Source organism: Erwinia sp. GW821-FHT03D09 (genome assembly GCF_059420805.1).
Window position 1 is genome coordinate 48,475 of record NZ_JBWKUK010000015.1, and the last position, 25,616, is coordinate 74,090.

The following is a 25,616-nucleotide window of genomic DNA, read 5'->3' on the forward strand; positions in this document are numbered from 1 at the left end:
CGGTGGTGAGTTACTGGCGACCAGAATGGCCAAAACCGCCTTCACCACGCACGCTGGTATCAAAATCGTTGACCAGATTGAACTCAGCCTGCACCACAGGAACAAAGACCATCTGAGCAATACGCTCGCCGGGTTCGATAGTAAATGCGTCCTGGCCGCGGTTCCAGACGGAAACCATCAGCTGACCCTGATAGTCAGAATCAATCAGGCCAACCAGGTTGCCCAGCACAACGCCATGCTTATGCCCCAGGCCGGAACGCGGCAGGATAACCGCTGCCAGCGTTGGGTCGGCAATATGGATAGCTAACCCCGTTGGTACCAGCGTAGTCTGGCCCGGCTGCAGGTCAACTGCATCGTCAAGACATGCGCGTAGATCAAGCCCGGCAGATCCAGAGGTAGCGTAGGTCGGCAGCGGGAATTCATTGCCGACACGCGGATCTAAAATCTTAACGTCGATTTTTTTCATCATAATGGATGACTATCTCGTCTAGTAACTGTTGGCCAAGGAGAGACTTATCGCTGAGCGGTAAGACTTTATTTCCTTCCTGCCAAAAAAGGTGAAGAGCATTGGAATCGCTATTGAAACCCTGCCCGGCTTTGGCAACATTATTGGCGCAGATCAAGTCCAGATTCTTGCGCGCCCGTTTTTGTTGTGCGTATTCTTCCACATTCTGGGTTTCAGCAGCAAATCCTACCACGTAGGGGCGCCCCTCGGCTAAAGCCGCCACGCCGGCGACAATATCAGGGTTTTTCACCATTTTCAGGGTAATTTCATCACCCTGTTTTTTGATTTTCTCTTCGGCAACCGCAGCGGCGCGATAATCAGCCACCGCTGCACAGCCGATGAAAATATGCTGCTTCGCCACCTGTTCCATCACGGCGTGCTGCATCTCAAGCGCCGTCGTGACGTCGATGCGTTTGACCCATGGCGGGGTTGGCAATTCAACAGGACCCGCCACCAGCGTAACGCTGGCTCCGCGTTTTGCTGCGGCTGCGGCGATGGCAAACCCCATTTTACCGGAGCTGTGATTGCTGATGAAGCGCACCGGGTCCAGTGCCTCGCGAGTGGGGCCCGCGGTGATCATAATATGAAGATGTTGCAGGTCATTGACAGGCGTTGCCCAGCTAACCGTCAGATCAACAATCACCAATGGATCAAGCATGCGCCCCGGTCCAACGTCACCGCAGGCCTGGCTGCCACTGTCAGGGCCCCAGATCATCACACCACGCTGCGCCAGTTGCTGGAGATTATGCTGGGTGGGGAGCGCGCGATACATCTGCTGATTCATGGCAGGAACAATCGCAATAGGGGCCGCCGTTGCCAGACAAATCGTGGTGACAAGATCGTTAGCCATTCCGGCAGTAACACGTGCGATGAGATCGGCAGTCGCCGGTGCCAGAATCACCAGATCTGCCCATTTCCCCAACTCGATGTGGCCCATTGCCGCTTCGGCAGCCAGATCGAGCAAATCATCCGATACCGGGAAACCGGAAACGGCCTGTAAGCTAAGTGGGGTGATAAAAGCTTTCGCAGCATCCGTCATCACCACGCGGACTTCTGCTCCGCGATCGCGGAGCCTGCGGACCAGCTCTGGCGTTTTATAGGCGGCAATACCGCCGCTGACGCCCAGAACAATCCGCTTTCCCGATAATCCCATCATCTGCCTTTCGCCTTCTGTTGAGCCTGCCCGGTACCGTTGTACCGCAATGCTGGATATTTTATCACATTCGATCGGGCTGGTTATTTTTCACCTGGGTCCCTTTGCGATCTGCCTCGTAAAGCCAGCGGTTAGCGATAGAAAACTACTGTATATAATGACATGCTTTTGTGTATTCAGGCAAGGAGACGCAGAAGATGGAAAATAAGTGGCAGGGGCTACCCCCGCGTGAAAAGTTGATCAAATTTGGTGCGGCAACATTGAGTGACTGTGAGTTGCTGGCCATTTTTTTGCGTACCGGCACACGCGGAGTACATGTGATGGAATTGTCGCAGCGCTTAATCGATCATTTTGGGTCGCTGTATCGACTGATGAATGCAAGGAAGGAGGAATTTCAGGCGGTAGGTGGGATAGGTGTCGCTAAATATGCGCAGATTCATGCTGTCGCGCAGCTGGCGAGGCGCTGTTTTACCTGTCAGGAAGCGCTGAAGAGCCACGCTGTGACCAGCTCTGAGCAAATGCTGGATTTTTTACACAGTTCGCTTGCTCATCGGGAGCGCGAGATCTTTCAGGTGATCTTTTTTGATAACCAGCACCGGGTTATCCATACCTGCGAGATGTTCAGCGGCACCATTAACAGCGTGGAAGTCCATCCGCGGGAAATTGTCCGCAAAGCCTTAAAGCGCAATGCGGCGGCACTGATTCTGGCGCATAATCATCCCTCCGGGCTGGCAAAACCAAGCCGCGCCGATCGTGATATTACCCAGCAAATCGTCCGTGCCTGCTCGTTGCTTAACATTCGTGTGCTTGACCATATTGTGATTGGGCGAGGTGAATATGTTTCTTTTGCCGAGATGGGGTGGATGTGAAAAATCGCCTTTTACTGCCCTCAATCACGAATGTCGGGCCGTTCAGCGTACAAAAACAGGCTGTTTCACATGCAATTAAGACGGTTACAGGCGATCCAGAGGGATCTTTATCTGTTCGGGACTTGAGCACTCGCGCTACAGGGCGTATACTACGCCACCTTTGAGAATCTCGGGTTTGGCGTTTGGGCCTGCTCAGCGGGTTCACATAGAACTCGCCTGGATAGGCTATTAGTCTGACGAGGCGGCCAAAACCTTATTTTTAAAGCTCGAGCTGATTTGATTTTTGGAGAATAGACATGTCACGAGTCTGCCAAGTAACTGGCAAGCGTCCGGTGACGGGTAACAACCGTTCCCACGCAATGAACGCGACGAAACGCCGTTTCCTGCCGAACCTGCACTCTCACCGTTTTTGGGTTGAGGGCGAAAAGCGCTTCGTTACACTACGCGTATCTGCCAAAGGCATGCGTGTAATCGATAAAAAGGGTATTGAGACGGTTCTGGCCGATCTGCGTACCCGCGGTGAGAAGTACTAAGGTAAGGAACTGAAACATGGCTAAAGGTATTCGTGAGAAGATCAAGCTGGTTTCTTCTGCTGGTACAGGTCACTTCTATACCACCACGAAGAACAAACGTACTAAGCCGGAAAAACTGGAACTGAAGAAATTCGATCCGGTTGTCCGCCAGCACGTGATCTACAAAGAAGCTAAGATTAAGTAATTAATCTCAGTTGAAAAAACCCGGCCCCGGCCGGGTTTTTTTGTTTCTGAGTTTTGTATTAGAGTACTGCGTCATTATGTTGATAAGCCAACGGGAGCGGGAAGATGCCAGAATTACCAGAAGTAGAAACCAGCCGACGCGGAATTGAGCCACATCTGGTCGGCGCAACGATTCTGCACGCCGTGGTGCGTAATTCCCGCCTGCGCTGGCCCGTCTCACACGAAATACATGCTCTCAGCGATCAGCCCGTACTCAGCGTGCAGCGGCGTGCCAAATACCTGCTGTTGGAGCTGCCGACCGGATGGATTATTATCCACCTTGGCATGTCGGGCAGCCTGCGAATGCTGCCACACGAACTGCCGCCGGCGAAACATGACCACGTTGACCTGGTCATGAGTAACGGTAAGGTGCTGCGTTATACCGATCCACGCCGCTTTGGTGCCTGGCTATGGTGTACAGACCTTGCAGCCAGTTCAGTTCTCTCCCATCTCGGTCCTGAACCGCTGGAAGACAGTTTTAATGGCGCATATCTGTTTGAGAAATCGCGCGGTAAGCGCACGGCGATCAAACCCTGGCTGATGGACAACAAGCTGGTGGTGGGAGTGGGCAACATCTACGCCAGTGAATCTCTTTTCGTTGCCGGTATCCATCCCGATCGTCCCGCCATGGCGCTCAATGAGTCTGAAGCAGACCTGCTGGTGGAGACCATCAAGGCCGTGCTGTTGCGTTCAATCGAACAGGGTGGCACTACGCTACGGGATTTTCTGCAGAGCGACGGGAAGCCTGGCTACTTTGCTCAGGAGCTACAGGTGTATGGGCGGGCGGGAGAACCGTGCCGCGCGTGCGGCACGCCGATAGAAAGCAGTAAACACGCTCAGAGAAGCTCCTTCTTCTGCCCGCGCTGCCAGAAATAGACTCAGAGCTTCGCCTGCAGGGCCAGATACACCGGTGCGGGCAGGAAGGCTTTTACCTCACCGCCGTGGCGTGCGACTTCCTTCATCAAGGATGATGAGATAAACGAGTACTCTTCAGAAGGCATCAGGAAGACACTTTCCAGAGTTGGCAGCAGATGGCGGTTCATATGCGCCAGCTGCAGCTCATATTCGAAGTCAGATACCGCCCGCAGCCCTCGTACCAGCACGTTGGCCTGCTGCGCTTTGGCGAAATTTGCCATTAAATCGCTGAAGCCGATCACTTCCACATTACCCAGATGCGCCGTCACTTCCGTAGCAAGCGCCACGCGTTCTTCCAGCGTGAACATGGGTTTTTTACTGGGGCTGGCCGCTACCGCCAGAACGATATGGTCAAACATCAGTGCGGCACGCGTAACGATATCCAGATGGCCATTGGTCATTGGGTCGAAGGTGCCGGGGTAGATGGCTTTGGTGCTCATAGTCTGCCGTTCCTGGATGCGTGATTGAGAGCCCACAGGGCCGTATATTTATTGAATGTGTACTGTGCATTAACCACCGCCAGCAGCCATCCCTGCTTACCGTCGAGAAAGCCGGCGCGTAGCACCAGCGTTTTCAGGAAGGCCCCTGCAGTATGACCGAAAATTGCCGCAATACCGCAGCGTTTACCCTGCTGGTGGCGCTGTTTTGCCCAGGCTTCTGCATAGGCAAACTGTTTCCACTGAAAATCGGAAAAATCACGACAGGTCAGATGCAGGAGATTGCCTTGTAGAGGCCGGGCTTTTGCCTGCGCGGTTTCCAGTGATTCATGAACCTGATTGTCGTTGTAGCGATAGCTGCGTGGATAAAGACGTGTGACGCGGTCGGGATACCAGCCGCTATGGCGCATAAAGCGGCCAAGGAACAGATTTCGCCGGGCAATACTGTACACCGTCTCTGAGGCGGGTTGCTCAAGCACCAGCTCAATGCTACGTCGCAGTTCTGGTGTAACGCGTTCGTCAGTATCGATCATCAGAATCATCGCATGGCTGGCGTAACTCTGCGCCAGCTGGCGTTGTTTGCCATAGCCATGCCATTCCGTGGAGTGAAAGACACGCGCACCATGACGTTCAGCAATTTCCGCTGTGCCATCGCTGCTGCCGGAGTCGAGCAGAATGATTTCATCTGCCCAGCTGACCGAAGTCAGACATTCCGGCAGGAGTTCAGCCGCATCTTTCGCAATCAGTACAACCGACAGCTGCTGGCGAGTGTGCATTTAGTGATTCCGCTGTGGCAGGTGGGGCTCCATGAGATGGAGCAGACGCTGGAGTGCGCCCTGATTCTGATGCAGAACATCAACTGCATGACGACCGTAATAGAGACGATAGTCTTCGTCGGTCAGCAGCGTGCCAATCTCTTTATCCAGCGAATCGGCATCGGTCACGGTGATCAGACCGTCAGCCTGCTGCAGGCGGGAACAGATATCTTTAAAATTAAAGGTATGTGGTCCCATCAGTACCGGAATAGCATGAGCCGCAGGCTCCAGCGGGTTATGACCGCCGCGCTCAACCAGGCTACCGCCCACAAACGCCAGATCGGCAATTCCGTATAGCAGCATCAGTTCACCCATGGTATCGCCGATCACCACCTGAGTGCTGCCGGAGGGGATTTCTCCGCTGCTGCGCAGCGTGTAGCTCATCCCGGCCTTCTGCGTCAGGCTACGCGCGGTGTCGAAGCGCTCCGGGTGGCGCGGTACGAGGATCAGCAACAGCGTCGGGAAACGGGCAAGCAGTTTGCGGTGCGCTTTCAGAATAATACTCTCCTCACCCTCATGAGTGCTGGTGGCTATCCACACCGGGCGGTGCGGTGCCCACTGGCGGCGCAGCGTCACGGCGCGAGCAGCAAGCTCAGGGGTCACGGAAATATCGAACTTCAGGCTACCTGTCACGGCCAGATGTGAACGTTTCAGTCCGAGGCTGATAAAGCGCTCGCCGTCTTCCTGGTTTTGCGCTGCTATCAGGGTAATTTTCTGCAGCAGCTGCTTCATAAACTTGGCGATTTTCTGATAGCCCTTCGCCGAACGTTCAGACAGGCGAGCATTGGCGATCACCAGTGGAATTTTACGCGCGTGCAGCTGGGAGATCATATTCGGCCAGAGCTCGGTTTCCATAATGATCACCAGTCGGGGATTGACGGTATCCAGAAAGCGATTCATTGCGCCGGGTAAATCATAGGGCAGATAGACATGATGAACGTCTTTACCAAACGCAGAGCTGGCGCGTTCGGAACCCGTTGGCGTCATAGTCGTTACGACGATCGGCAGATCGGGATAGCGATGGCGTAGCGCGCGAACCAACGGTATAGCGGCCAGGGTTTCACCGACAGAAACCGAATGCAGCAAGATCCCATCAGGCTTTACTTTACCTTTGCAGAAGCCATAGCGCTCAGCCCATCGCAGGCGGTAGGCAGGCGCTTTCCGGCCGCGTAACCAGAGACGGAGCCAGATGAAGGGCTGAATGAGATACAGTAATACGGTATAAATGGTAATCATCACATTGTTTTTTCAGGTGAAAAGAGACTTATGCCCAGAGATTGCCAAAAAAAGGAATAATAGGGCATGTTATCAGATAAGTGATGCTGTCTCACAGTACTTCATTAACGGGGTACTGTACCTGATGATGAAGGCATTAAATATCGCAGTGCGTCTTATCAACTCACTCGGTGAGAGTGATAGAGATAAAACAGGCGCATGTGCCATACCAGCAGTTTATACCACTGAGTAATACCGCGAGCGTTCCGCATCATACGCTGAGGGGTTCGGGTTCGCATAAGGTCGTGAATCATTGTTCGGCGTGCGTCGGCATCAGCTTCGCGGCGAATAGCATGGCAGACGCTTAGCGCCTCGCGGGTAATTTGTGCATGAAAGGAACGATAGATAGGCACCCGATGCTGGTAGCGCCGATTCATGTCGTCCAGCAAAGCGCAGATGCGAAGATAATGGCGCTGGTATCGGACATTTTGCCGACCCTGGCGGCGGCGATGGCTGATCGACTCGGTATGAATTCTGTAACGATAGAGTGGTGCATCGCTGTAGCGCACTCTCCGCGCGTTAAACATGAATTCGGTCGTCCATGGTATGTCCTGATGATGCAGGCCGGGGATAAAGTGCAGCCTGCAGGCATGAATCAGCGAAAGACGATAAACCCCCAGCCAGACGACATGTAGATAGCGACGGGTTTTCAGCGCCCGGTTGAGCCAGTCTGCACCGGACATGACTGAAGTTGACTGTAACCGCTCAAAAGGAATCAGCGGGCTGCTGATATTATTGTGAGCATTGATACGCAGAGCATTACACTGTGCGGCGTCAAGGTCATCCGCTAATACCATTTCCATCAGGGTCTGATACATCTGCGGTTCCAGAATATCGTCAGCATCGGGAAAGGTAACGTATTGCCCCCGAGCCTGCTGCAGGCCGGTATTTCTGGCGCGCGATACGCCGCTGTTTGCCTGATGGATCACGCGAATATGCGCCACACGGTCGGCATATTCATCGGCCGACTCTCCGGAGCCGTCGGTTGAGCCATCATCGACAATGATTATCTCCAGCTGTTGGAAAGTTTGTGCCAGCAGCGATTCCATAAAAGGCTTAAAAAAACTACCGGCGTTGTACAGTGGAACGATCACCGTGAGCAGTGGGGGGAGTTGCATAGAAGAGTCCATTCTCTAAGTGTTTTATTATTACTATAATTTTCATGGTGTTAGTCGTTATTATGCCAGGGCAGGAATTCTTTTTTTGATGATACGTGTGTAATTTAATATTACGTGCTGTCTGAGCTGTTAGCGGACGAACGATCGGATACCGCAAGTGTGTTTCAACAGACGCACTTTTTTATGCTCTCGACGGATTGAGATGTTTTGGAAACTGGTTGAAGAGGGGCAGGGATCTACTCTTTGGCATCGGTGAAAAGATCGGGCGAGAACCGTCGTTTGAAAAGTACAATGAAAAACATTTTGATTATCCGCCGTGACAATATTGGCGATCTGGTGTGTACCACGCCGCTGATTGAAGGGGTCAAATCTGCCTGGCCCGATGCCAACGTCTATTTACTGATCAACACCGTCAGCCAGGACGTAGTTAAAAATAACCCGCACATTGTAAACACCTTTATTTACCGTAAAGCCAAGCACCGAAAGAAAAATGAGAGCAAGTTTGGCGTGTATCTCGATCGTCTGAAAATTTTCATGCGGCTGCGCCGCATCCGCTTTGATGCAGCGATACTGGCGAACCCGAATCCCTGCGTATACAGCCTTCGGCTGGCAAAAATGGCAGGAATAAAGCATATCATCGGTGCCGATACTGGCGACCGGGCGATAAGTGTTCCTTTCCGGCCTGTGGATTTCATTGGCGAGCACCAGGTTGAGCGTACTTTCAGCTATCTTTCTGCCATCAGCGACAAAAAGCTGACGATCCCCCCGGTGCGGATTTGGCTGAGCGAACAGGAGCGCCAGCAGGCCGCCCGCCGTTTTGCCGAACGAAGCCATAGCGGTGGTCCGGTTCTGGCAGTGCATATCAGCAGCCGCAGCCCTAAACGGCGCTGGCCGCTGGAGCGCTACGTCGAGATCATCCAGCGCCACCTGGCGACCGGTAACGGCAGTGCGGTCATCTTCTGGTCCCCGCAGGGCACTCTGGCGCCTGATGATGTCGGCGATGAACATCGCGCCCAGCAGGTACTGGCGGCCTGTGACGGCGAACGTGTTTCACTCTATCCCACCGCTTCGGTGCGCGAGCTGGTGGCGGCGTTTGAACGCTGCGATCGCCTGCTGTGCAGCGACGGAGGCCAGATGCATCTGGCCTCGGCAATGAATAAAAAGCAGGTGGTGCTGTTTGGTGACACGGACAGCAAAGTCTGGCATCCGTGGTCAGGGGACTACCGGATTATGCAGACGCCATCCGGTGAGTGCGCGGATATCAGTGTCGATGAGGTCTGGCAGCAGCTACAAAGCTTAGCGGATTGATTTCGCCTGAAGCGCCAGATACTGCCGGCAAACGGGTTCTAAATCATACTCAGCGAGTTTTTGGGTATCGATGAACGGTGGCGACTGCCAGGTCGCCGCTATCTTCGCGGCCAGCGAATCGGCAGTTAACTCTGCCAGCGCATCGTTCAGACCCATACGTTCTAGAATTTCCGCCGGGCCACCCGGGCAGCGCGTGCTGACCACCGGGGTGCCGCACAGCAGGGCTTCCACCAGCACATTGCCAAACCCTTCGCTATCCGAGCTCAGTACCAGCATTCGGGCATGTTTAATCAGCGGGTAGGGGTTGGCCTTGAAACCGGCGAAAACCACCCGGTCATCAATACCCAAACGAATAGCCAGATCCCTGGTTTTGGCGAGCTGGTCTTCATTGCCGGTACCTGCCAGTACCAGCTTGGCCGGAATGCCCGATGCCGCAAAGGCTTCCAGCAGGCGATCGTGTCGCTTATGCGGATGAAAACGCCCGACGTGAACGATATAAGGCACACCCGCGACGGATAAAGGTTCTGCGGCCTGCTGCAGAATACTTTCAATATCAAAAGGATTATTGATAACCGCCAGTCGGGAGGGGGTTATCGCCAGCTGTTGGGTCAAATCTTCTCCCACCGCGCGGGATACCGCGACGATATTTTTTCCCTCATAAACCCGGGCGATCTTACGCAGCTTCAGCCAGCGGCTGAACCCGCTGCGATGGCCAAGGTAAGAGGTAGAGAGAATACCGTGGATGCAGTACCACAGCTTCTGCGGCGGAATGGCTTTACAGCGCGAGACAATCCGGTCGGTTTTATGCAGATTGGAGAAGATTAAATCATAGCTGCCGGCACGCGATTCGCTGACCGCGATGGCCTCATCCAGCGCGGCGGCGCGGCGCGGCAGTTCGGTCAGCTTGCGCCAGGGAGCTTTGCTCGGGCGCTCCACAATCTGATAATCAATCCCGTCCGGGATAGTGTAATTGCACACGTTGCGCAGCGAGAACAGGCTGACATCATGGCCCATCTTCTGCATCCCTTCGCACAGCGTCAGCACCACTTTCTCGGCGCCGCCGCCCGGCAGGCCGTCAATAACCATCAAAATACGCATCGTTTAGTCCAGAATCTGTTGATAAAGCGATACCAGCTGCTGTGACAGCCGCTGCGGCGTGGAGGCCAGCACCTGTTTGCGGGCCGCCAGCCCCATGCTGCTATCGGTCGCACGCGCGGGAAGGGCCATCACAGCGTCGCGCAGTGCATTGATATCCAGCGCATCACACACATAGCCATTATGCCCCTGCTGAATAAACTCCGCGCCGCCGCAGGTGGTCGAAGTGATTACCGGCAGGCCGCAGGCCATTGCCTCGAGGATAACATTGGGGAACGGATCGTACAGTGTGGGCAGCAGCAGCCCATCGGCGGCCTGATACCACGGCAGCGTATCCGATTGCATCCCGACGAAGCGGATACGATCGGCGCAACCCAGCTCTGTAGCCAGTGCCCGATACTGTTTCTCTGCTTTATCTTTGCCGACGACCAGCAGGTAACGATCGGTACTGGCTACTGCACGTATTGCCGCCGCCAGCCCTTTACGCTCGAAGCCGGAACCGACATAAATCAACACGCTGGCATCCAGCGGCAGCGCGATTTTCTGCCGGATAGCCGCGCGCGTGGCCATCTCTGCCGGGACGAACTGGGCAGTGTTAATCGCGTTGTAAATGACGTGGATTTTGTCGCTGGCGACGCCAAACCGCTGGATGATTTCCTTCTTCACCATCTCCGCATTGCAGATAACGGCTTTCAGCTCCGGGGCTTCATACATCGCTTTTTCAGCCGCCATCACGTAGCGGTGATAGCGATTCGCCAGCAGTAGCTTATGTCGCCAGCCCGGCATCAGCCGGCCGCGCAGCTCAAGCCAGCGCTGATGAACACCGTCACCGGCGCGGTAGATATCGCATCCGGCAATGCGCTCGTGGCTCTGAACGATATCGAAGTTTTCACGCTGCCATAGCGCCCGGGCGGCGTCGGCAAACCCTCGCTCGCGGCTGATGCGGCCCCATTTTGTCGGATTACAGATATGCAGGTGCCAGTTGGGCTGACGCTGACCCTGCCATTCACGGGTAATCACGTTGAGATCCAGCGACTGCTGGTCCAGCGCTTCCAGCGCGCGGGCGATAAAACGCTCTGCGCCGCCGTCGGGCCGGTATTTCTGCCGTACGATCGCCAGTCTGATGGGTTTCATGCTAAAAGCCTCCTTGCTGCTGCCAGGACATCGTCAACGGGAATGGCATCCAGATAGCGCTCGCTGGTGCGGGTATCAACGCTGTCCGGGTCCGGCAGAGGAGCGTAGTCTCCTGCCCAGATGATTTCGCCTTTAACTTGCCAGGGGCGCCAGAACACCAGTTTTGAGGGGCCAAACAGCGCGATTGTTGGCGTTTGTAGTGCCGCGGCCATGTGCATCGGAACGGAATCCACGCCGATAAACAGCTGCGCACCGTCAATCAGCGCGGCAAGCTGGGTCAGCGTCAGCTTCCCGGCCAGAGAGAGAACGCCTTCTCGCGAGGTCAGTCGCCCGATAATCCCTTCAACCATCGCTATTTCTTTGCCGTCAGGGCCAGAGGTCAGTATTACTTTGCGTCCATCATTCAGCAGTCCCTGAAGCGTGGCAGCAAACTTCTCCTCGCTCCAGCATTTGAAGAACCAGCGGGAGGTCGGTTGAACCACGATATAATCTTCCGGACCAGCAAGCTCGCGAACGATCTGCCGATCTGCGTCAGAGTAGTGCATGGCGACGTTATCCCGCCGCTGTGGAAGCCGCAAAGGTGCCAGCAGCGACAGATTCTGCTCCACGGTATGCAGCGAATTATGGTCTGCAGTGGAAACTAACTGTGTATGGCACTGACGCCACAGCCTTCCCTGACGCTTCGGGAAATCAAACCCCAGACGCACACGTGCGCCGGTGAAGCGGGTAATGATCGCACTGCGCCACTGATCGGCCAGATTCAGCACCATATCGTAATGCTGCTTTCTCAGGGTGCTCATTAGCCGCCACTCCTGGCTAACCTGGAAACGTACACCCTGTTTTTTCCAGCTGCGATCGATAGCATAGATCCGGTGAATATCAGGATGACAGCTAAGCATGGTGCGGGTTTCCTCGAAAAGCAGCACGTCTATCTGAGCATCAGGAAAGGCGGCTTTTAACGAGTGAATAACCGGCGTAGTCAGCAGCATATCGCCATGGTGGCGAAATTTGATCACCAGGATACGTGATACCGGGTGAGGGATGTGGGGCAGATCCAGAGATTCCATGCTTTATCGCTGTTCAATAAACCAGTCGCTGATTCTAAAGCAGTCACCAGGGCGTGGCTAGCCTCGCCTCCCGCTAACGCCGTGATGAGCGGAATTACCTTTGCGCTTTGCTGGCCCGCTAGTAACATAGCCGCAGGTAATTGTGCTGACAGGAAAGAATATGGGTAAGCCCGCGTTTATCATCACCATCGATACCGAAGGCGATAATCTTTGGCAAAATCACGATCGGATCACCACCGAAAATACCCGGTTTTTGCCACGTTTCCAGCAGCTTTGTGAAAAGTATGCCTTTAAGCCAACCTGGCTGACGAACTATGAAATGGCGATCGATCCGGCCTACGTTGAATTTGCCTGCGACGTAATTGCGCGCGATACCGGTGAGATCGGTATGCATCTGCACGCGTGGAACAATCCACCGATACAGGACTTAACCGGCGACGACTGGCGGCACAAGCCTTATTTGATCGAATACCCTGAAGCGATAATCCGTGAGAAAGTCAGCTACATCACCCGGCTGCTGGAAGACACTCTGCAGACAAAAATGCGCAGCCACCGCGCCGGGCGCTGGGCGTTTAACGAATTTTATGCCCGTTTGCTGATTGAGCTGGGGTATCAGGTTGATTGCTCGGTCACCCCGCGCGTGAACTGGCAGTTTTCGCCGGGCGCGCCGCAGGGTAACGGCGGCACCAACTACCAGTATTTTCCCGATCGCGCTTATTTTATTGACCCGCAGGATATTTCCCGGGCGGGTGATTCCCTGCTGCTGGAAGTGCCGATGAGTATTCAGTACAAGCACTCGGCGCTGATGAACGGCGTCAAACAGGGCTGGGATCGTCTGCGTGGAAAGCAACGCAGTCCATCGGTCCACTGGCTGAGGCCGATGCGCGGTAATCTTCAGCAGATGATCGGCGTGGCGGAAAAAACGCTGGCCGCTGGCAGCGACTACGTGGAGTTTATGCTGCATTCGTCGGAATTTATGCCCGGCGGCAGCCCGACGTTCAAAACCGCCGCGGATATCGATGCGTTGTATGACGATCTGGAGCAGCTGTTCAGCTGGTTGCAGTCGCGTACGACGGGGTTAACTTTATCAGAATATTACCAGAGTAAAGTGGGTTGAGATGCGGCAAACTTATTCAGAAAGATGAAGTCTGACTGTTTACCTGATGCCAATTAAATACAATGCCAGATTGAGAAATTTTAATGAGTAAGCGCTGGAAGATCAAAGCTGTTAACCTCTTTTTGACCATCTTCACGCGCTGGAATGGGCGTCTAAAATTCGCTCAATCCGTGAGCCGGGAACAAGAATTCCGTCATATTGTTATTTACTCGACCACGGCACTGGGTGATTTTCTGTTTAATTCACCTGCAATTCGCGCGATCAGATTACGCTATCCCACCTCGACGATCACGCTGGTGGCGCACGAAAAATTTCGCGAGTTCCTGCAAAATGGCGAGGACTGGAATCGCGTCGTCTGGTGGAATAATAAGTTTTCCTCCATGTGTACGATGATCAAGGCGCTAAAGGAAGAGCAGGGACCGCCCGATTTGGCGTTGTTACTTCATTCGCACGAACCGTATGATTATCTCAGCGCGGTGCTTGCCGGTACGCAATATGTGATTCGTGATAACTACTACGATGGGTTCGACGCTCGCGATCGCTGGCTTGCTGACTACACGATTGGCTATGTCGGCCACATTATCCAGCGCAAGATGGCGCTGGTGGAACCGCTGGTATGTGACGCCAGCGACCATGAAATGAAATTACCGATAAAACTGGCAGAACCGACCCCGCGAAATATTCTGACGGTCGGCTTCCAGATGGGCGCTTCTAAACCCGATCGCTGTTGGGCACCTAAGCACTTTGCTCAGGTCGCAGCCGCCTTACTGCAACAACCGGGCGATCTACGCATTGCATTAATTGGTGGTCCTGGCGAAAAATCGCTGGTGGCTGAATTCTGGCAACACCTGGATACACGTTTCAAGTCTCGCATCACTGATTACGTTGGTACTACCGGACTGATTCAACTGACAGAACTGATAAATGAATTTTCGGTGCTGCTGACCGGTGATACGGGTCCTCTGCATATCGCAATTGCGGCGAAAACACCGACGGTCAGCTTGTTCGTTAATGCAAATCCCTATTCCACCGGGCCGTTCCAGGATCGACATATGCACGATGTGATTTACGTTGCTCGTCGTAAAAGTAATCAACACGTTGCTAATGCGATGGATTTAATTACCCCTGAAAGTGTGATTGAAAAAGTATCGGAAAGGTTAAAGTTGATCGCTTTAGAAAAGCCACATAATGAAGTTCAGGAGTAGTCGTGCTTAAATTACCATCCAGATATTTTTCAGATAAAGAGATGTTTTTTTATTTTGGCGCTCTTGTGTGCGCCCTGCTGTCGGTGTTTTTTAATTTTTTCGATGAAAAATCTTCTCGCATCGCTTTCTTCTTTTCCTCCTACTTTTCGATAGCGGGTCTGGTCTTCTTTCGCCCGTCATTGAAAAGATGGAATGTTTTTTTTGTGCTGGCACTGGCTTTACTTGGCGTCAGTAAATTATTTTGGTTTGCGGTTGAATATATCGGTAATCCTGACTTCGATATCTATAACTCCTATCTGGCTACCGGTAAGCGGTTGATCCTGTCCGCCCTGATCGCCTGGTTTCTTCTGGCGTACAAAGAATGCTACCGTGTCAAAACTGCCCAATTGATAAAGGGATCGCTGATCGCGGCCTTTGTCGTCGCCAGCGGCGTCGGCCTTTACCAGTATTTTACCGGCCTGCAGCGAGTTGATTTCTATCAGGGCCGCGCCACCGATGCAGCTTATATGTACTCGGCATTGGCGGCGGCGGTGATTTTTATGCTGGCGAAATCTTCCCATCTGATTAGCCTGATTCAGGCCGGTATAGTATTTGTGGCGGCCTTATATCTGGTGTTTCTAACCGGTACACGAAATGTCATGCTGGCGTTTCCAGTGATCGTGATGGTTATTGGTTTAGTTAAGATTCGAGATTTAAATAAAAAACTTCTAATAATTTACTTAATGATTCTAGGGTCTTTAATTAGTGCTAGTTATAATAGTGTAATTAAGCCAAAGATTTTGCTTACAGAGAAACAAATAGCCCTGTACGAACGAACTCATGGTAACTCAGAAAGCTCTTTAAGCAGTCGCCTGGCTATGTGGAAAGTGGGTGCGGCAAGCTTTGAGCAGCATCCTCTTGGAATGAGCCAGGAAGAGCGTATTGTCTGGTTTAAACAGTATGTTGCGGAACACCATCGGGAAAAAGCGTCCCTGGCGTTTGTGAATATCCATTTACACAATGAAGTGATCGAGACGGCCAGCCTGCAGGGAATTCAGGGGTTGGTCGTGTTGCTCTTATTCTATGCCACAATGCTGTTATATGCCCGAAAGTCCCATAATCCACTGCTCCTGGCGACGGTACTGGTCGTTATTTTCAGCGGGCTGACCGATGTCATATTTATCAGCCGGGAGCAGTCAATTTTCTTTCCGTTAATATTTATCCTTTCCGCCCTGTGGCATAACGAAAAGCCCCGGAACGAAACGCCGGCATTAAAGTAGTTTTTCGACGGCGGCAATAATCTCTTCGATCGCAATCGTTGAGACCGGGTGTTCCTTATCACGCGTGAATAACTGTACGGACCGGGTATTACCCGGTCCCCACACGGCGCTATTAATAAATTTACCGTGCAGATCGTGGCCATACAGGCTGACCAGCGGCTTTTTCCATGCTGTGGCAATATGCACGATGGATGTATCAGGGCTGATAACCAGGTCGGCGCGACGAATTAGCTCAATCGCGCTGCTGAGTGAATCGAAGGGATTAAGATACGCTTTGGTAATGGTCAGGCTGCTGATGCGAGAGGGGGACCCAATAATAATGACATTCGCCATGGGGAATTTTTCTTTAATCCGCTTAATCAGTTCGCTGCACTGGGTAACGGATAAATCTCTCCGCCGATCGGCTGTAAATGGGTTAAGCACGATATTTAGCGTGCCAGGCAGTGACTCAATAAAGTCACCAACCTGCTGCCCCGTTTGTTCCGGACAGTGCAGGTCGTAATCGATACTAAAATCTTTGAACCCAAGAGATTCCAGCAATAGCGCATAGCGCCCGGTAATATGTGTATCGTAACCCATATAGTCGAGCGATCGGGTATAGATATTATATTGCGGCTTATTGAAGCCAATCAGGCTGCTCGCGTTGAGCAGACGCAGGAACTGCAGGCGCGAAGGCGACATTTTATCACCCATATCAACAACTAAATCGTACGGCTGACGGGCGAGTTTGTGCGCCAACTCCAGGCTGGCATTATGGCTATCAGGGGCGACGATGATTTGATGGATGTAGGGATTGTGCTCAATAATGCTGGCATTATTTTTTCCTGCCAGTACATCGAGCTGATAGCCTGCACGGCCAAACTCACGAAACAGTGAGGTTGAAACGACCATATCCCCAATTTTGTCATCATCACGTAGAAAGAGTACGCGTTTAACGTTAGAGAAATTGAAGTTTTTGCGCTCCTTAAGATCGAAACGCCAGCGTGCAAAATTCATTCGCAGGGCTTTCATAAGGTAATTACGGCGACGGTTCCATTCCCGTAATTTGGCAAATTTCTTTTTTTTCATTTTCCTTGCCCGTTGTCTGAAATTGCCGGAACAACCATCAGCGTATTGGTAAGTTGTTCCATGACCTGCTCTGCACTCAACGAATCCATGTTTTTATCCGGAGATATAAGGGCAAACTGATTCTTGCCGTAGCCGCCAATCAGTCCCGGATCGGTGGGGCCATACAGTGTGATATTCGGGCGGTCGAGCGCGGCGGTTAAGTGGCTAAGACCGGTATCGACGGACACCACCGCACGCGCACCAGCCAGCGTTCGGGCGACCTGCTCAAGCGAAAGTTTAGGTAGCACCTCAACGAAATCAAACCCTTCAGCCAGGCGAATCGCTCGCTGATGCTCGTGTTCCGCACCCCAGGGAAGCTTTATCCGCAATCCTGACGGCTGTATTAAACCAATAAGTTCGCGCCAGTGGCTTTCCGACCAGTGCTTATTGTCGCGAGTCGTGGCGTGCAGAAACACCAGGTACTGACCGGCATCCACCGGCAGCTCGTGGATAAAGTGCCGGGCAATGGCATAATCACCTGTGGTTTCCGGCAGCGCGTAGCCAAGGCTTTTGGCGAACAGTTCTCGCGTACGCTGTACGGCGTGCTGCTGCTTGTTAATCTGATGGCGGCGGTCGTACCACCAGCTGGCAAAGGGTTCGCGCGCGCTGCGGCTGTCGGCGCCGTGCTTGACGCCTTTCGCCAGGCGCGTCACCAGGGCTGCACTTTTAATCAGCCCCTGCGCATCCAGCACTACATCATACTCTCGTGACTGTAGCTTGCGCTTAAACTCCACACGCTCTTTGCGGTTCTGAGTGCCAAACCAGTGTTTACGCCAGCGACGAATGGCCACGGGCAGTACGCGGTCCACGGCCGGATGCCAGGAAGGGATCTGAGCAAAGCCCTCTTCAACGACCCAGTCAAAACGAACTCCGGGAATGGCCTGCATGGCGTCCGTTAATGCTGGTAGCGAGTGCAATACATCTCCCATTGAGGAGGTTTTAATAATCAGAACCCGCATTCAAACTCCTGGTACAGGACATAGCGTTTCCAGTTCGGCGATAACGCGCTCTGGAGTAATATCGATCAAACTCTGGTGATAGCCCTCTGCGGCATCACCCTTACGTACTTTATGGTAGCCCTCAATCAGGCGTATCACCCTGGCCTTATCGGACAGCGGCGGGGTGAAATCCGGGCTACTCGGACCGTATAGCGCCACCAGCGGGCGATCGAGCGCTGCGGCAATATGCATCAGCCCTGAATCGTTGCTCACCACGGCATGGCAGCAGGCCAGCAGGATAACCGCCTGTTCCAACTGGGTTTCGCCAGTGAGATTGCGGCAGTGCTGTCGGCTATTTTCGGCCAGCGCGGAGAGGATTTGCTCGCCGGTTTCATGGTCTTTCGCGGAGCCAAACAGCGCTATCTGATAGCCCTGGTCGATCAGCTGCTGCGCCAGCGCGGCATAGTGATAGTGCGGCCAGCGTTTTGCCGGGCCAAATTCTGCGCCGGGGCAGAAGCCGATAATCGGTCGATCTGCGGGAAGATTAAACGCGGCGGCTGTACTCTGCTTTTCCGCGTCTTCTACCACCAGTTTCGGCCACAGCAGCGGCTGGGGCAGATCGCGGGCGCTGGCGATACGGGATTTATCGTAGGCCAGTGCGACGTAGCGCTGCACCATCAGCGGAAACGCCGCTTTATCCAGCGTACGGATATCGTTTAGCAGGCCGTAGCGCATTTCTCCACGCCAGCCGGTGCGGCGTGGGACAGCAGCAAAAAACGGTACCAGCGCGGATTTAAACGAGTTTGGCAGCACATAGGCGCGATCGTAGCCCTTTTCGCGCAGCGCTTTGCCAAGCCGACGGCGTTCACCAATCTCCAGTGCTCCGTGGCCCAGCGGCATCGCCAGCGCCTCGTTCACTTCCGGCATGCGCGATAGCAGGGGCCGGCACCAGGCTGGCGCCATCACATCGATTATCGCCCCGGGATGTTCCGCCTTCAGCGTACGATAGAGGCTCTGCGACATCATCATGTCGCCGACCCACGACGGGCCAATAACCAGAATTTTCATTGCCTGCCCCGCTCCGTTAACCGTTACGGTTCAGCCACGCCATATATTCAGCCACGCCTTCGGCGACGGTTTTGAACGGCTTATCGTAGCCCGCAGCGCGCAGTTTGGTCTGGTCGGCGAGGGTAAATGCCTGATAGCGGCCTTTCAGTTTTTCCGGGAACGGAATGTACTCAATTTCGCCCTGCTGATGGTATTTCAGCGCGGCATCTGCCACTTCCTGGAAAGATTCAGCCCGGCCGGTACCGCAGTTAAAGATGCCGGACACATTGTTTTCCCAGAACCACAGGTTGACCGATGCAACGTCTTCCACATAGATAAAGTCGCGCTTAAATCCGTCGCTGCCTTCGAACAGTTTCGGGTTCTCACCGTTTTTCAGCTGGGTATTCAGATGGAATGCCACGCTGGCCATACTGCCTTTATGACCTTCGCGCGGCCCGTAGACGTTGAAGTAACGGAAGCCACAAACCTGAGACTGCGCTCCTGGCAGGATGCTGCGCACGTAGTGGTCGAACAGCATCTTGGAGTAGCCGTACACGTTCAGCGGCTCTTCAAACTGGCGCTCTTCAATAAAGTCGGCATTACGGCCACCGTAAGTTGCGGCGGAGGAGGCGTACAGGAACGGAATATCGTGCTCAAGGCAGTAATGCAGCAGCTCTTTAGAGTACTGATAGTTATTATCCATCATGTACTTACCATCCCACTCGGTCGTGGAAGAGCAGGCGCCTTCATGGAATACGGCTTCAACGTTGCCAAAATCTTCATCGGCCAGAATGGAAATCAGGAAGTCTTCTTTATCCATATAGTCGGCGACGTCTAAATCGACCAGGTTGGCGAATTTGGTGCCGTCTTTCAGATTGTCTACCACAAGAATGTCAGTATGGCCCTTATCATTCAGCGCCTTGATGATATTACTTCCAATAAATCCAGCGCCGCCGGTGACGATAATCATGAGCATTAACCTTTGCTGTGGGGTGGAACAGGAGGCTCCACGCGCTAATAGTCATATCATAACATCTCAACGCGCCACACACAGCCAGACGAGTCTGTAACACGTGTCCCTTCATAAATTATTCCGTGAGATATGCTGCAATATTGATATCTTCCGTCATATCTGTCCGTCATTGTGTTGTATTTTCAGTATACAGTGTCGCTGAAAATAGTTGGTGAGGGATAAACATGAAGGATGTTTTTTATCAGCAGGTTAAGCAGCAGTTGCTGAATGCAGAATGCGAGGGATTGTTTAAACACGAGCGGCAGATTGCCGGTGCGCAGCAGGCGGTGATTCAGCTGGCCGACGGCAGCGAGCTGCTGAATTTTTGTGCCAATAACTATCTCGGGCTGGCTAACCATCCGTCGCTAATCGCTGCCGCAAAATCAGGGCTGGATACGCACGGTTTTGGCATGGCCTCGGTACGATTTATTTGCGGAACGCAGGACAGCCATCGCCAGCTGGAGCGTCAACTGGCTGAATTTCTTGGGATGGAAGACAGCATCCTTTACTCCTCCTGCTTTGATGCCAACGGTGGGCTGTTCGAAACCCTGCTTAGCGCTGAAGATGCGGTAATCTCTGACGCGCTAAACCACGCGTCGATTATTGACGGTATCCGCCTGTGTAAGGCGAAGCGCTATCGCTACAGCAACAATGATATGGCCGAGCTGGAATCCTGCCTGCAGCGGGCTCGGGAAGAGGGTGCGCGCCATATTCTTATCGCTACCGACGGCGTGTTTTCGATGGATGGCGTGATTGCCAATCTGGCGGGGATCTGCGATCTCGCCGATCGCTATCAGGCGCTGGTGATGGTGGACGATTCGCACGCGGTGGGCTTTGTGGGCGGGGCGGGGCGGGGCAGCCACGAATACTGCGGCGTGATGGGTAGGGTGGATATTATCACCGGCACGCTGGGTAAAGCGCTTGGCGGCGCATCTGGCGGCTACACCGCTGCTAAAAAAGAGGTGGTGGAGTGGCTGCGCCAGCGATCCCGGCCTTACCTGTTTTCCAACTCGCTGGCGCCGTCAATTGTGGCGGCATCGATACAGGTACTTTCTATGCTGGCAGAGGGCGATGGGCTGCGCCAGCGGCTGTGGGATAACGTAAATTATTTTCGCTCCGCGATGCAGGCCGCAGGATTCACCCTGGCCGGGGCCGATCACGCCATCATTCCCGTGATGCTGGGCGATGCCCGGCTGGCGCAGACGTTTGCCAGCCTGTTACAGCAGGAGGGGATTTACGTGACCGGTTTCTTCTACCCGGTGGTGCCTGAAGGAAAAGCGCGCATCCGTACCCAGATTTCAGCCTCCCACACCCAGCCGCAGCTGGAACGCGCGGTAGATGCATTTACTCGTGTTGGTCGGCAGCTTGGCGTTATTGCCTGAAGGAGACGTGATGAAAGCACTAGCAAAACTGCACGCCCGGCCGGGTATCTGGATGATCAACGATGCCCCCATCCCCGAGCCGGGGCACAACGATGTGTTAATCAAAATCCGCAAAACGGCGATCTGCGGCACTGATGTGCATATTTATAACTGGGATGCCTGGTCGCAGAAAACCATTCCGGTGCCGATGATTACCGGCCACGAATACGTCGGCGAGGTGGTGGCGGTGGGGCAGGAAGTGGTTGGCTTTCAGCCTGGCGACAGGGTATCCGGCGAGGGGCATATTACCTGCGGCCACTGCCGTAACTGCCGGGGAGGGCGCACTCACCTGTGCCGTAATGCCATCGGTGTTGGCGTTAACCGGCAGGGCTGCTTTGCTGAATATCTGTCTATTCCGGCGGTTAACGCCTTTAAAATCCCCGATAATATTCCAGACGATCTGGCGGCGATTTTCGACCCCTTCGGCAATGCAGTACATACGGCATTGTCTTTCGACCTGGTTGGTGAGGATGTGTTGATTACCGGAGCAGGACCTATCGGCATTATGGCGGCAGCCATCTGTCGCCACGTAGGCGCGCGACATGTAGTGATCACCGACGTTAATGACTACCGGCTGGCGCTGGCGCAGAAGATGGGTGTGACCCGGGCGGTCAACGTCGGCCGGCACGACCTGACGTCGGTGATGAGCGACCTGGGAATGACGGAAGGATTTGATATCGGGCTGGAGATGTCGGGTGTTCCTGCTGCATTCCGTTCCATGCTGGGCGTGATGAACCACGGCGGGCGCATTGCTATGCTCGGCATTCCCTCACAGGAGATGGCTATCGACTGGAATCAGGTGATTTTCAAGGGGCTGTTTATCAAAGGCATTTATGGCCGGGAGATGTTTGAAACCTGGTACAAAATGGTGGCACTGCTGCAGTCCGGGTTGGATTTAACGCCGATTATTACTCACCGCTATGACATTGACGATTTCCAGCAGGGATTTGATGAAATGCGCTCCGGGCATTCGGGCAAGGTGATCCTTAACTGGCCGTCGTAGAATGCTGCCGCCAGCAGGTGCTGGCGGCGAACGAATTAGCGAGAAAAATCAGGCTTTAATCCTGAAAACTGCTGCGACAGCGTCTTCAGCAACGGGCTCTCGGCAACACTTTCTGCGACGATACCAACAGCACGCGCTGCCGGAACCGGCGCGGTTTTCACCGGGCAGTTTTTGCCAACGCGGAACGGATTGCGCGGCTTGATCGGTTGCGGCCGGGTCTCAGGCAGCGACGTGTTGCTGCCATGCTGCGGCTCGTTGAGTAGCTGACTTGGACGCACCAGCGTGATATCGGCAGGCAGCGTTGGCAGCATTTGTTGAAGAACGCGAACCGTCGTCGGATGGGGGTGACCAATGGCAATCGCCGAACCGTCGCGCTGGGCAAGCCGGACCGCCCGGGTAAACTGCTGGCGGATATCCGCCTCATTCTGCGTATCGTCCAGGAACACGCGGCGCTTAATGACTTTAACGCTGGTGCCGGCGGCGGCGCGCGTTGACTGGCTATTGCCGATGGTCATACTGTCGAGGAAATAAAAATTATAGCGGTCAAGAACCTGCATCACTTTCTGCATGCCGGGCAGGCTGGAGGTCATTGCGCTGCCCATATGGTTATTTAACCCAACGGCATAGGGCACATCGGCAGCGGCTTCACGCACGATGCGCGCAATTTCATCCACGGACATGTCCGGGCGCAGAGTGTCTTTTTCCAGCGGCTGTTTGCTGAGTGGTGCCATCGGCAAGTGGATCAGCACTTCGTGGCCGCGCTGATGAGCTTTGGTTGCCATCTCCCGGGCGTGTGGTGCATTAGGCAACACCGCCACGGAAATGGCCGCAGGCATCTGTAATACCTGATTTTCCTGCGCCGGACGGTAACCAAAATCATCAATCACTATCGAAAGCTTACCGGCAAACGCCGGGCTGGCCAAAACAAGCGCTACCAGCAGGCCGCTGATTTTTCGTAACTGAAACAAAATTATCTTCCTAACCACGGCAGTGGATTGACGGCCTGTCCCTGGCGGCGGATTTCGAAATAGAGTGAAGGCGTGCCGCGGCCACCGCTGTTGCCAACCAGCGCAATGGGCTGCCCTGCCCGGACCTGTGTTCCCACGCTCACCAGCGCACTCTGATTATAGCCATACAGGCTCATATCGCCCTTACCGTGCTCCACGACCACCACCAGGCCATAGCCCTGTAGCCAGTCGGCCATTAATACCCGGCCATCGGCAATGGCTTTAACTTCCGTCCCTTCCGGTGCGGCGATCACCAGGCCCTTCCAGCGAAGCTCGCCCTGTAACTGTTCGCCAAAACGGTGCTCAATACTGCCGCGCACCGGCCACAGAGCCTGCCCTGCCGCCCGGCCAAGACCGCCGGTACGTGAAACCAGTGCCCGCTCGCTTTCGGTCGGTTTATAGGCCGTGCCTTTACGCTTCGCCTGCGCTTCCCGCTCGCGTACCTTCTGCGCCTCACGCGCTTCCCGTTCGGCACGGGCTTTCGCCTCCCGCTCGGCTTTGGCAATTTTGTCGCGCAGGCGGCTTTCGTTCTGCCGTAGCTCTACCAGCTGAGCCTGGTCTTTCTCCAGCGATGATTCGAGTGTGGTCAGAGTTTGTTTACGTGCCTGGCGCGCACCCTCAAGCTTCTGCTGCTGAGTTTGCTGTTGCTCCAGGAGGGATTTTTGCTGCGCCTGCTTGTCTATCAGGTTGGCTTTTTGCGCCGAGAGATCGCTGCGGGTTTGCTTCAGCTCATCGATAGATTTCTGCCGGGCATCATTGAGATAACCAAAATAGGCCAGCATGCGCTCGCTGCGCTGGCTTTCTTCACCGCTGAGGATCAGCTGTAAACCACTGTGCTGGCCCTGGCGGAAAGCGGCATCAAGCTGCTGCGCCAGCATCGACTCCTGTTGCTGCTGCTGTTTCTGAAGCTTATTGATGGAGGCGGTGAGAGAACTGATATCTTTACTCAGTGAACCCAGACCCGACTGCGTTTCCCGCAGCTGGCGGCTGGCCTGAGCGATAACTTTTTCCTGGGCCTGCAGCTGATCGAGAAGCTTGCTGCGCTGCTGCTTTTGCAACTGAACGCTTTTCTCTTTTTCAGCGATATCTTGCTGGATACTCTGCAACTGTGACTTGTTGTCTTCGGCGGCGGAAGCAGAAAACGACCATAGCAACGCGCCGGTGCAAAGAACACTGACGGTCAGGATGGACAAGCTTGCACGTAATGACGGCGCAGATGCCTGTTTGTTACGTGGGGTCCATGAATGTATCACTGTTGCTTTTTCCCTCATAGCTTCGGATTATTCCACGATGAACAGCGGCTTACCAGCCATCTCTACCGGATTTTCAGTTACTGACAGTAACAGTAATCGCTATCCAGCATGGAATTTTTGCGCGGTCGGCACTCCTTTCAGAATCACGATTAACGACAGCCGTAATGGCTCGCTGCGCAACAAATAACCGCTCAAGAACGATACACCGTTATCTCAGGATAGTATTTTTCACTTAAGGCAACTTTTTTTGTAATCTGCCGCAGAAAACATGACTCTGAACAGCTTATCGACTGTACATGGCAGTCCTGGCAGGTATACTCAGAAGCCTTATTTTTAGCTTATTAACCCTTCCGGGAGTTGTTACCCCTCATGCAAGATATTATGCAGTTTGCAGGCAATCACACAATTTTAAGTCTGGCGTGGGTTGTTTTGCTGGTTTTGGTGATCGTGACTACGGTTAAGGGTCTGTTCTCCAAAGTAAAAACGATTAGCCGTGGTGAAGCCACCCGTTTAATCAACAAAGAAGATGCCGTGGTTGTAGATGTGCGTGGGCGCGATGACTTCCGTAAAGGCCATATTTCAAATGCAGTTAATGTACTGGCTGCAGACATCAAAAAAGGCAGCTTCAGCGAGCTGGAGAAACACAAAGCGCAGCCGCTGATTGTTGTCTGTGCTACCGGCACTTCGGCACACGAGTCCGCGTCACAGCTTAACGCTGCCGGATTTGCGCAGGTGTATGTGCTGAAAGACGGTATTTCCGGCTGGAGCGGCGAAAACCTGCCGCTGGTTCGCGGTAAGTAA

Annotated in this window: 27 protein-coding genes; 12 read left to right on the forward strand and 15 right to left on the reverse strand. The window is 53.9% G+C overall.

The genetic code is table 11. From position 1 onward, the window contains the following. Positions 1–10: 10 nt before the first annotated feature. Both dut and coaBC read right to left on the reverse strand, forming a co-directional pair. Positions 11–469, reverse strand: coding sequence for a dUTP diphosphatase (gene dut, locus AC07U6_RS15735; RefSeq protein WP_494764317.1), 459 nt, complete (start codon positions 467–469; stop codon positions 11–13). Continuing rightward, complete coding sequence (coaBC, locus tag AC07U6_RS15740; RefSeq protein ID WP_494764316.1) at positions 447–1,661, reverse strand: bifunctional phosphopantothenoylcysteine decarboxylase/phosphopantothenate--cysteine ligase CoaBC; 1,215 nt, start codon at positions 1,659–1,661, stop codon at positions 447–449. Before coaBC ends, dut begins: the two co-directional genes overlap by 23 nt. A gap of 194 nt (positions 1,662–1,855) precedes the next feature. On the opposite strand from coaBC, the gene radC reads away from it, so the two are divergent. The 4 genes from radC (at position 1,856) to mutM (ending at position 4,158) form a co-directional block, all read left to right on the forward strand. After that, the gene (gene radC, locus AC07U6_RS15745) at positions 1,856–2,527 is read left to right on the forward strand and encodes a RadC family protein (RefSeq protein WP_494764315.1); all 672 of its coding nucleotides are present in this window, start codon (positions 1,856–1,858) and stop codon (positions 2,525–2,527) included. 296 nt (positions 2,528–2,823) lie between these two features. Continuing rightward, positions 2,824–3,060, forward strand: coding sequence for a 50S ribosomal protein L28 (gene rpmB, locus AC07U6_RS15750; RefSeq protein ID WP_105594435.1), 237 nt, complete (start codon positions 2,824–2,826; stop codon positions 3,058–3,060). A gap of 16 nt (positions 3,061–3,076) precedes the next feature. Beyond that, positions 3,077–3,244: a 50S ribosomal protein L33 gene (rpmG, locus tag AC07U6_RS15755; RefSeq protein WP_001051798.1), complete on the forward strand. Its 168-nt coding sequence runs from the start codon at positions 3,077–3,079 to the stop codon at positions 3,242–3,244. A 104-nt stretch (positions 3,245–3,348) separates the two neighbouring features. Continuing rightward, positions 3,349–4,158 carry a bifunctional DNA-formamidopyrimidine glycosylase/DNA-(apurinic or apyrimidinic site) lyase gene (mutM, locus tag AC07U6_RS15760; protein ID WP_494764314.1) on the forward strand — a complete coding sequence of 270 codons (810 nt, stop codon included), beginning with the start codon at positions 3,349–3,351 and terminating at the stop codon, positions 4,156–4,158. A gap of 2 nt (positions 4,159–4,160) precedes the next feature. Here the strand turns inward: mutM and coaD are convergent, their stop codons facing one another. From coaD to AC07U6_RS15780, 4 genes are all read right to left on the reverse strand, one after another. Continuing rightward, entirely contained in the window at positions 4,161–4,637 is a 477-nt protein-coding gene (coaD, locus tag AC07U6_RS15765) for a pantetheine-phosphate adenylyltransferase (RefSeq protein ID WP_200547490.1), read from the reverse strand. After that, entirely contained in the window at positions 4,634–5,410 is a 777-nt protein-coding gene (locus AC07U6_RS15770) for a glycosyltransferase family 2 protein (protein WP_494764313.1), read from the reverse strand. The genes coaD and AC07U6_RS15770 overlap by 4 nt, the downstream gene beginning before the upstream one ends. Next, a complete protein-coding gene (gene waaA / locus AC07U6_RS15775) occupies positions 5,411–6,685 on the reverse strand; it encodes a lipid IV(A) 3-deoxy-D-manno-octulosonic acid transferase (protein ID WP_494764585.1) in 1,275 nt (424 codons plus the stop codon). A 158-nt stretch (positions 6,686–6,843) separates the two neighbouring features. After that, complete coding sequence (locus AC07U6_RS15780; protein ID WP_494764312.1) at positions 6,844–7,842, reverse strand: glycosyltransferase; 999 nt, start codon at positions 7,840–7,842, stop codon at positions 6,844–6,846. A gap of 291 nt (positions 7,843–8,133) precedes the next feature. Here AC07U6_RS15780 and AC07U6_RS15785 point away from each other — a divergent pair, with 291 nt between their 5' ends. Beyond that, positions 8,134–9,150: a glycosyltransferase family 9 protein gene (locus AC07U6_RS15785; protein WP_494764311.1), complete on the forward strand. Its 1,017-nt coding sequence runs from the start codon at positions 8,134–8,136 to the stop codon at positions 9,148–9,150. Here AC07U6_RS15785 and AC07U6_RS15790 read toward each other — a convergent pair. From AC07U6_RS15790 to rfaQ, 3 genes are read right to left on the reverse strand one after another with little or no spacing between them, the layout of a single operon-like run. Next, complete coding sequence (locus AC07U6_RS15790) at positions 9,139–10,248, reverse strand: glycosyltransferase (RefSeq protein WP_494764310.1); 1,110 nt, start codon at positions 10,246–10,248, stop codon at positions 9,139–9,141. The two genes, AC07U6_RS15785 and AC07U6_RS15790, sit on opposite strands and share 12 nt — an antisense overlap. A gap of 3 nt (positions 10,249–10,251) precedes the next feature. Further along, complete coding sequence (locus AC07U6_RS15795; protein WP_494764309.1) at positions 10,252–11,379, reverse strand: glycosyltransferase family 4 protein; 1,128 nt, start codon at positions 11,377–11,379, stop codon at positions 10,252–10,254. Then, the gene (rfaQ, locus tag AC07U6_RS15800) at positions 11,376–12,446 is read right to left on the reverse strand and encodes a putative lipopolysaccharide heptosyltransferase III (RefSeq protein WP_494764308.1); all 1,071 of its coding nucleotides are present in this window, start codon (positions 12,444–12,446) and stop codon (positions 11,376–11,378) included. The genes AC07U6_RS15795 and rfaQ overlap by 4 nt, the downstream gene beginning before the upstream one ends. A gap of 160 nt (positions 12,447–12,606) precedes the next feature. Here rfaQ and AC07U6_RS15805 point away from each other — a divergent pair, with 160 nt between their 5' ends. The 3 genes from AC07U6_RS15805 to AC07U6_RS15815 all read left to right on the forward strand — a co-directional run bounded on the left by AC07U6_RS15805 (position 12,607) and on the right by AC07U6_RS15815 (position 16,027). After that, complete coding sequence (locus AC07U6_RS15805; protein ID WP_494764307.1) at positions 12,607–13,563, forward strand: polysaccharide deacetylase family protein; 957 nt, start codon at positions 12,607–12,609, stop codon at positions 13,561–13,563. An 83-nt stretch (positions 13,564–13,646) separates the two neighbouring features. Further along, positions 13,647–14,768, forward strand: coding sequence for a glycosyltransferase family 9 protein (locus AC07U6_RS15810; RefSeq protein ID WP_494764306.1), 1,122 nt, complete (start codon positions 13,647–13,649; stop codon positions 14,766–14,768). A 2-nt stretch (positions 14,769–14,770) separates the two neighbouring features. Next, positions 14,771–16,027: an O-antigen ligase family protein gene (locus AC07U6_RS15815; RefSeq protein ID WP_494764305.1), complete on the forward strand. Its 1,257-nt coding sequence runs from the start codon at positions 14,771–14,773 to the stop codon at positions 16,025–16,027. On the opposite strand, the gene AC07U6_RS15820 is transcribed toward AC07U6_RS15815, so the two are convergent. The 4 genes from AC07U6_RS15820 to rfaD are packed head-to-tail and all read right to left on the reverse strand — an operon-like array spanning position 16,019 to position 20,089. Further along, a complete protein-coding gene (locus AC07U6_RS15820) occupies positions 16,019–17,095 on the reverse strand; it encodes a glycosyltransferase family 9 protein (RefSeq protein WP_494764304.1) in 1,077 nt (358 codons plus the stop codon). The two genes, AC07U6_RS15815 and AC07U6_RS15820, sit on opposite strands and share 9 nt — an antisense overlap. After that, positions 17,092–18,093: a lipopolysaccharide heptosyltransferase RfaC gene (gene rfaC, locus AC07U6_RS15825; protein ID WP_494764303.1), complete on the reverse strand. Its 1,002-nt coding sequence runs from the start codon at positions 18,091–18,093 to the stop codon at positions 17,092–17,094. Before rfaC ends, AC07U6_RS15820 begins: the two co-directional genes overlap by 4 nt. After that, the gene (rfaF, locus tag AC07U6_RS15830) at positions 18,094–19,140 is read right to left on the reverse strand and encodes an ADP-heptose--LPS heptosyltransferase RfaF (protein WP_494764302.1); all 1,047 of its coding nucleotides are present in this window, start codon (positions 19,138–19,140) and stop codon (positions 18,094–18,096) included. Positions 19,141–19,156: 16 nt separating this feature from the next. Continuing rightward, complete coding sequence (gene rfaD / locus AC07U6_RS15835) at positions 19,157–20,089, reverse strand: ADP-glyceromanno-heptose 6-epimerase (RefSeq protein WP_494764301.1); 933 nt, start codon at positions 20,087–20,089, stop codon at positions 19,157–19,159. 227 nt (positions 20,090–20,316) lie between these two features. On the opposite strand from rfaD, the gene kbl reads away from it, so the two are divergent. Together kbl and tdh are read left to right on the forward strand one after the other, a co-directional pair. Then, positions 20,317–21,513, forward strand: coding sequence for a glycine C-acetyltransferase (gene kbl, locus AC07U6_RS15840; RefSeq protein WP_494764300.1), 1,197 nt, complete (start codon positions 20,317–20,319; stop codon positions 21,511–21,513). 10 nt (positions 21,514–21,523) lie between these two features. Continuing rightward, positions 21,524–22,555, forward strand: coding sequence for an L-threonine 3-dehydrogenase (gene tdh / locus AC07U6_RS15845; RefSeq protein WP_494764299.1), 1,032 nt, complete (start codon positions 21,524–21,526; stop codon positions 22,553–22,555). A 35-nt stretch (positions 22,556–22,590) separates the two neighbouring features. Here tdh and AC07U6_RS15850 read toward each other — a convergent pair whose 3' ends face one another. Then, positions 22,591–23,523, reverse strand: coding sequence for a divergent polysaccharide deacetylase family protein (locus AC07U6_RS15850; protein ID WP_494764298.1), 933 nt, complete (start codon positions 23,521–23,523; stop codon positions 22,591–22,593). A 2-nt stretch (positions 23,524–23,525) separates the two neighbouring features. Further along, the gene (gene envC / locus AC07U6_RS15855; protein ID WP_494764297.1) at positions 23,526–24,833 is read right to left on the reverse strand and encodes a murein hydrolase activator EnvC; all 1,308 of its coding nucleotides are present in this window, start codon (positions 24,831–24,833) and stop codon (positions 23,526–23,528) included. On the opposite strand from envC, the gene AC07U6_RS15860 reads away from it, so the two are divergent. Next, on the forward strand, positions 24,748–25,002 hold the full coding sequence (locus AC07U6_RS15860) for a hypothetical protein (RefSeq protein WP_494764599.1): 255 nt from the start codon (positions 24,748–24,750) through the stop codon (positions 25,000–25,002). The two genes, envC and AC07U6_RS15860, sit on opposite strands and share 86 nt — an antisense overlap. A gap of 182 nt (positions 25,003–25,184) precedes the next feature. Further along, positions 25,185–25,616, forward strand: coding sequence for a rhodanese-like domain-containing protein (locus AC07U6_RS15865; protein WP_494764296.1), 432 nt, complete (start codon positions 25,185–25,187; stop codon positions 25,614–25,616).

Coding starts and splice junctions, on each gene's coding strand:
- dut (WP_494764317.1), bottom strand. CDS start 469: ATGATGAAAAAAATCGACGTTAAGATTTTAGATCCGCGTGTCGGCAAT.
- coaBC (WP_494764316.1), bottom strand. CDS start 1,661: ATGATGGGATTATCGGGAAAGCGGATTGTTCTGGGCGTCAGCGGCGGT.
- radC (WP_494764315.1), top strand. CDS start 1,856: ATGGAAAATAAGTGGCAGGGGCTACCCCCGCGTGAAAAGTTGATCAAA.
- rpmB (WP_105594435.1), top strand. CDS start 2,824: ATGTCACGAGTCTGCCAAGTAACTGGCAAGCGTCCGGTGACGGGTAAC.
- rpmG (WP_001051798.1), top strand. CDS start 3,077: ATGGCTAAAGGTATTCGTGAGAAGATCAAGCTGGTTTCTTCTGCTGGT.
- mutM (WP_494764314.1), top strand. CDS start 3,349: ATGCCAGAATTACCAGAAGTAGAAACCAGCCGACGCGGAATTGAGCCA.
- coaD (WP_200547490.1), bottom strand. CDS start 4,637: ATGAGCACCAAAGCCATCTACCCCGGCACCTTCGACCCAATGACCAAT.
- AC07U6_RS15770 (WP_494764313.1), bottom strand. CDS start 5,410: ATGCACACTCGCCAGCAGCTGTCGGTTGTACTGATTGCGAAAGATGCG.
- waaA (WP_494764585.1), bottom strand. CDS start 6,685: ATGATTACCATTTATACCGTATTACTGTATCTCATTCAGCCCTTCATC.
- AC07U6_RS15780 (WP_494764312.1), bottom strand. CDS start 7,842: ATGCAACTCCCCCCACTGCTCACGGTGATCGTTCCACTGTACAACGCC.
- AC07U6_RS15785 (WP_494764311.1), top strand. CDS start 8,134: ATGAAAAACATTTTGATTATCCGCCGTGACAATATTGGCGATCTGGTG.
- AC07U6_RS15790 (WP_494764310.1), bottom strand. CDS start 10,248: ATGCGTATTTTGATGGTTATTGACGGCCTGCCGGGCGGCGGCGCCGAG.
- AC07U6_RS15795 (WP_494764309.1), bottom strand. CDS start 11,379: ATGAAACCCATCAGACTGGCGATCGTACGGCAGAAATACCGGCCCGAC.
- rfaQ (WP_494764308.1), bottom strand. CDS start 12,446: ATGGAATCTCTGGATCTGCCCCACATCCCTCACCCGGTATCACGTATC.
- AC07U6_RS15805 (WP_494764307.1), top strand. CDS start 12,607: ATGGGTAAGCCCGCGTTTATCATCACCATCGATACCGAAGGCGATAAT.
- AC07U6_RS15810 (WP_494764306.1), top strand. CDS start 13,647: ATGAGTAAGCGCTGGAAGATCAAAGCTGTTAACCTCTTTTTGACCATC.
- AC07U6_RS15820 (WP_494764304.1), bottom strand. CDS start 17,095: ATGAAAAAAAAGAAATTTGCCAAATTACGGGAATGGAACCGTCGCCGT.
- rfaC (WP_494764303.1), bottom strand. CDS start 18,093: ATGCGGGTTCTGATTATTAAAACCTCCTCAATGGGAGATGTATTGCAC.
- rfaF (WP_494764302.1), bottom strand. CDS start 19,140: ATGAAAATTCTGGTTATTGGCCCGTCGTGGGTCGGCGACATGATGATG.
- rfaD (WP_494764301.1), bottom strand. CDS start 20,089: ATGATTATCGTCACCGGCGGCGCTGGATTTATTGGAAGTAATATCATC.
- kbl (WP_494764300.1), top strand. CDS start 20,317: ATGAAGGATGTTTTTTATCAGCAGGTTAAGCAGCAGTTGCTGAATGCA.
- tdh (WP_494764299.1), top strand. CDS start 21,524: ATGAAAGCACTAGCAAAACTGCACGCCCGGCCGGGTATCTGGATGATC.
- AC07U6_RS15860 (WP_494764599.1), top strand. CDS start 24,748: ATGGACAAGCTTGCACGTAATGACGGCGCAGATGCCTGTTTGTTACGT.
- envC (WP_494764297.1), bottom strand. CDS start 24,833: ATGAGGGAAAAAGCAACAGTGATACATTCATGGACCCCACGTAACAAA.
- AC07U6_RS15865 (WP_494764296.1), top strand. CDS start 25,185: ATGCAAGATATTATGCAGTTTGCAGGCAATCACACAATTTTAAGTCTG.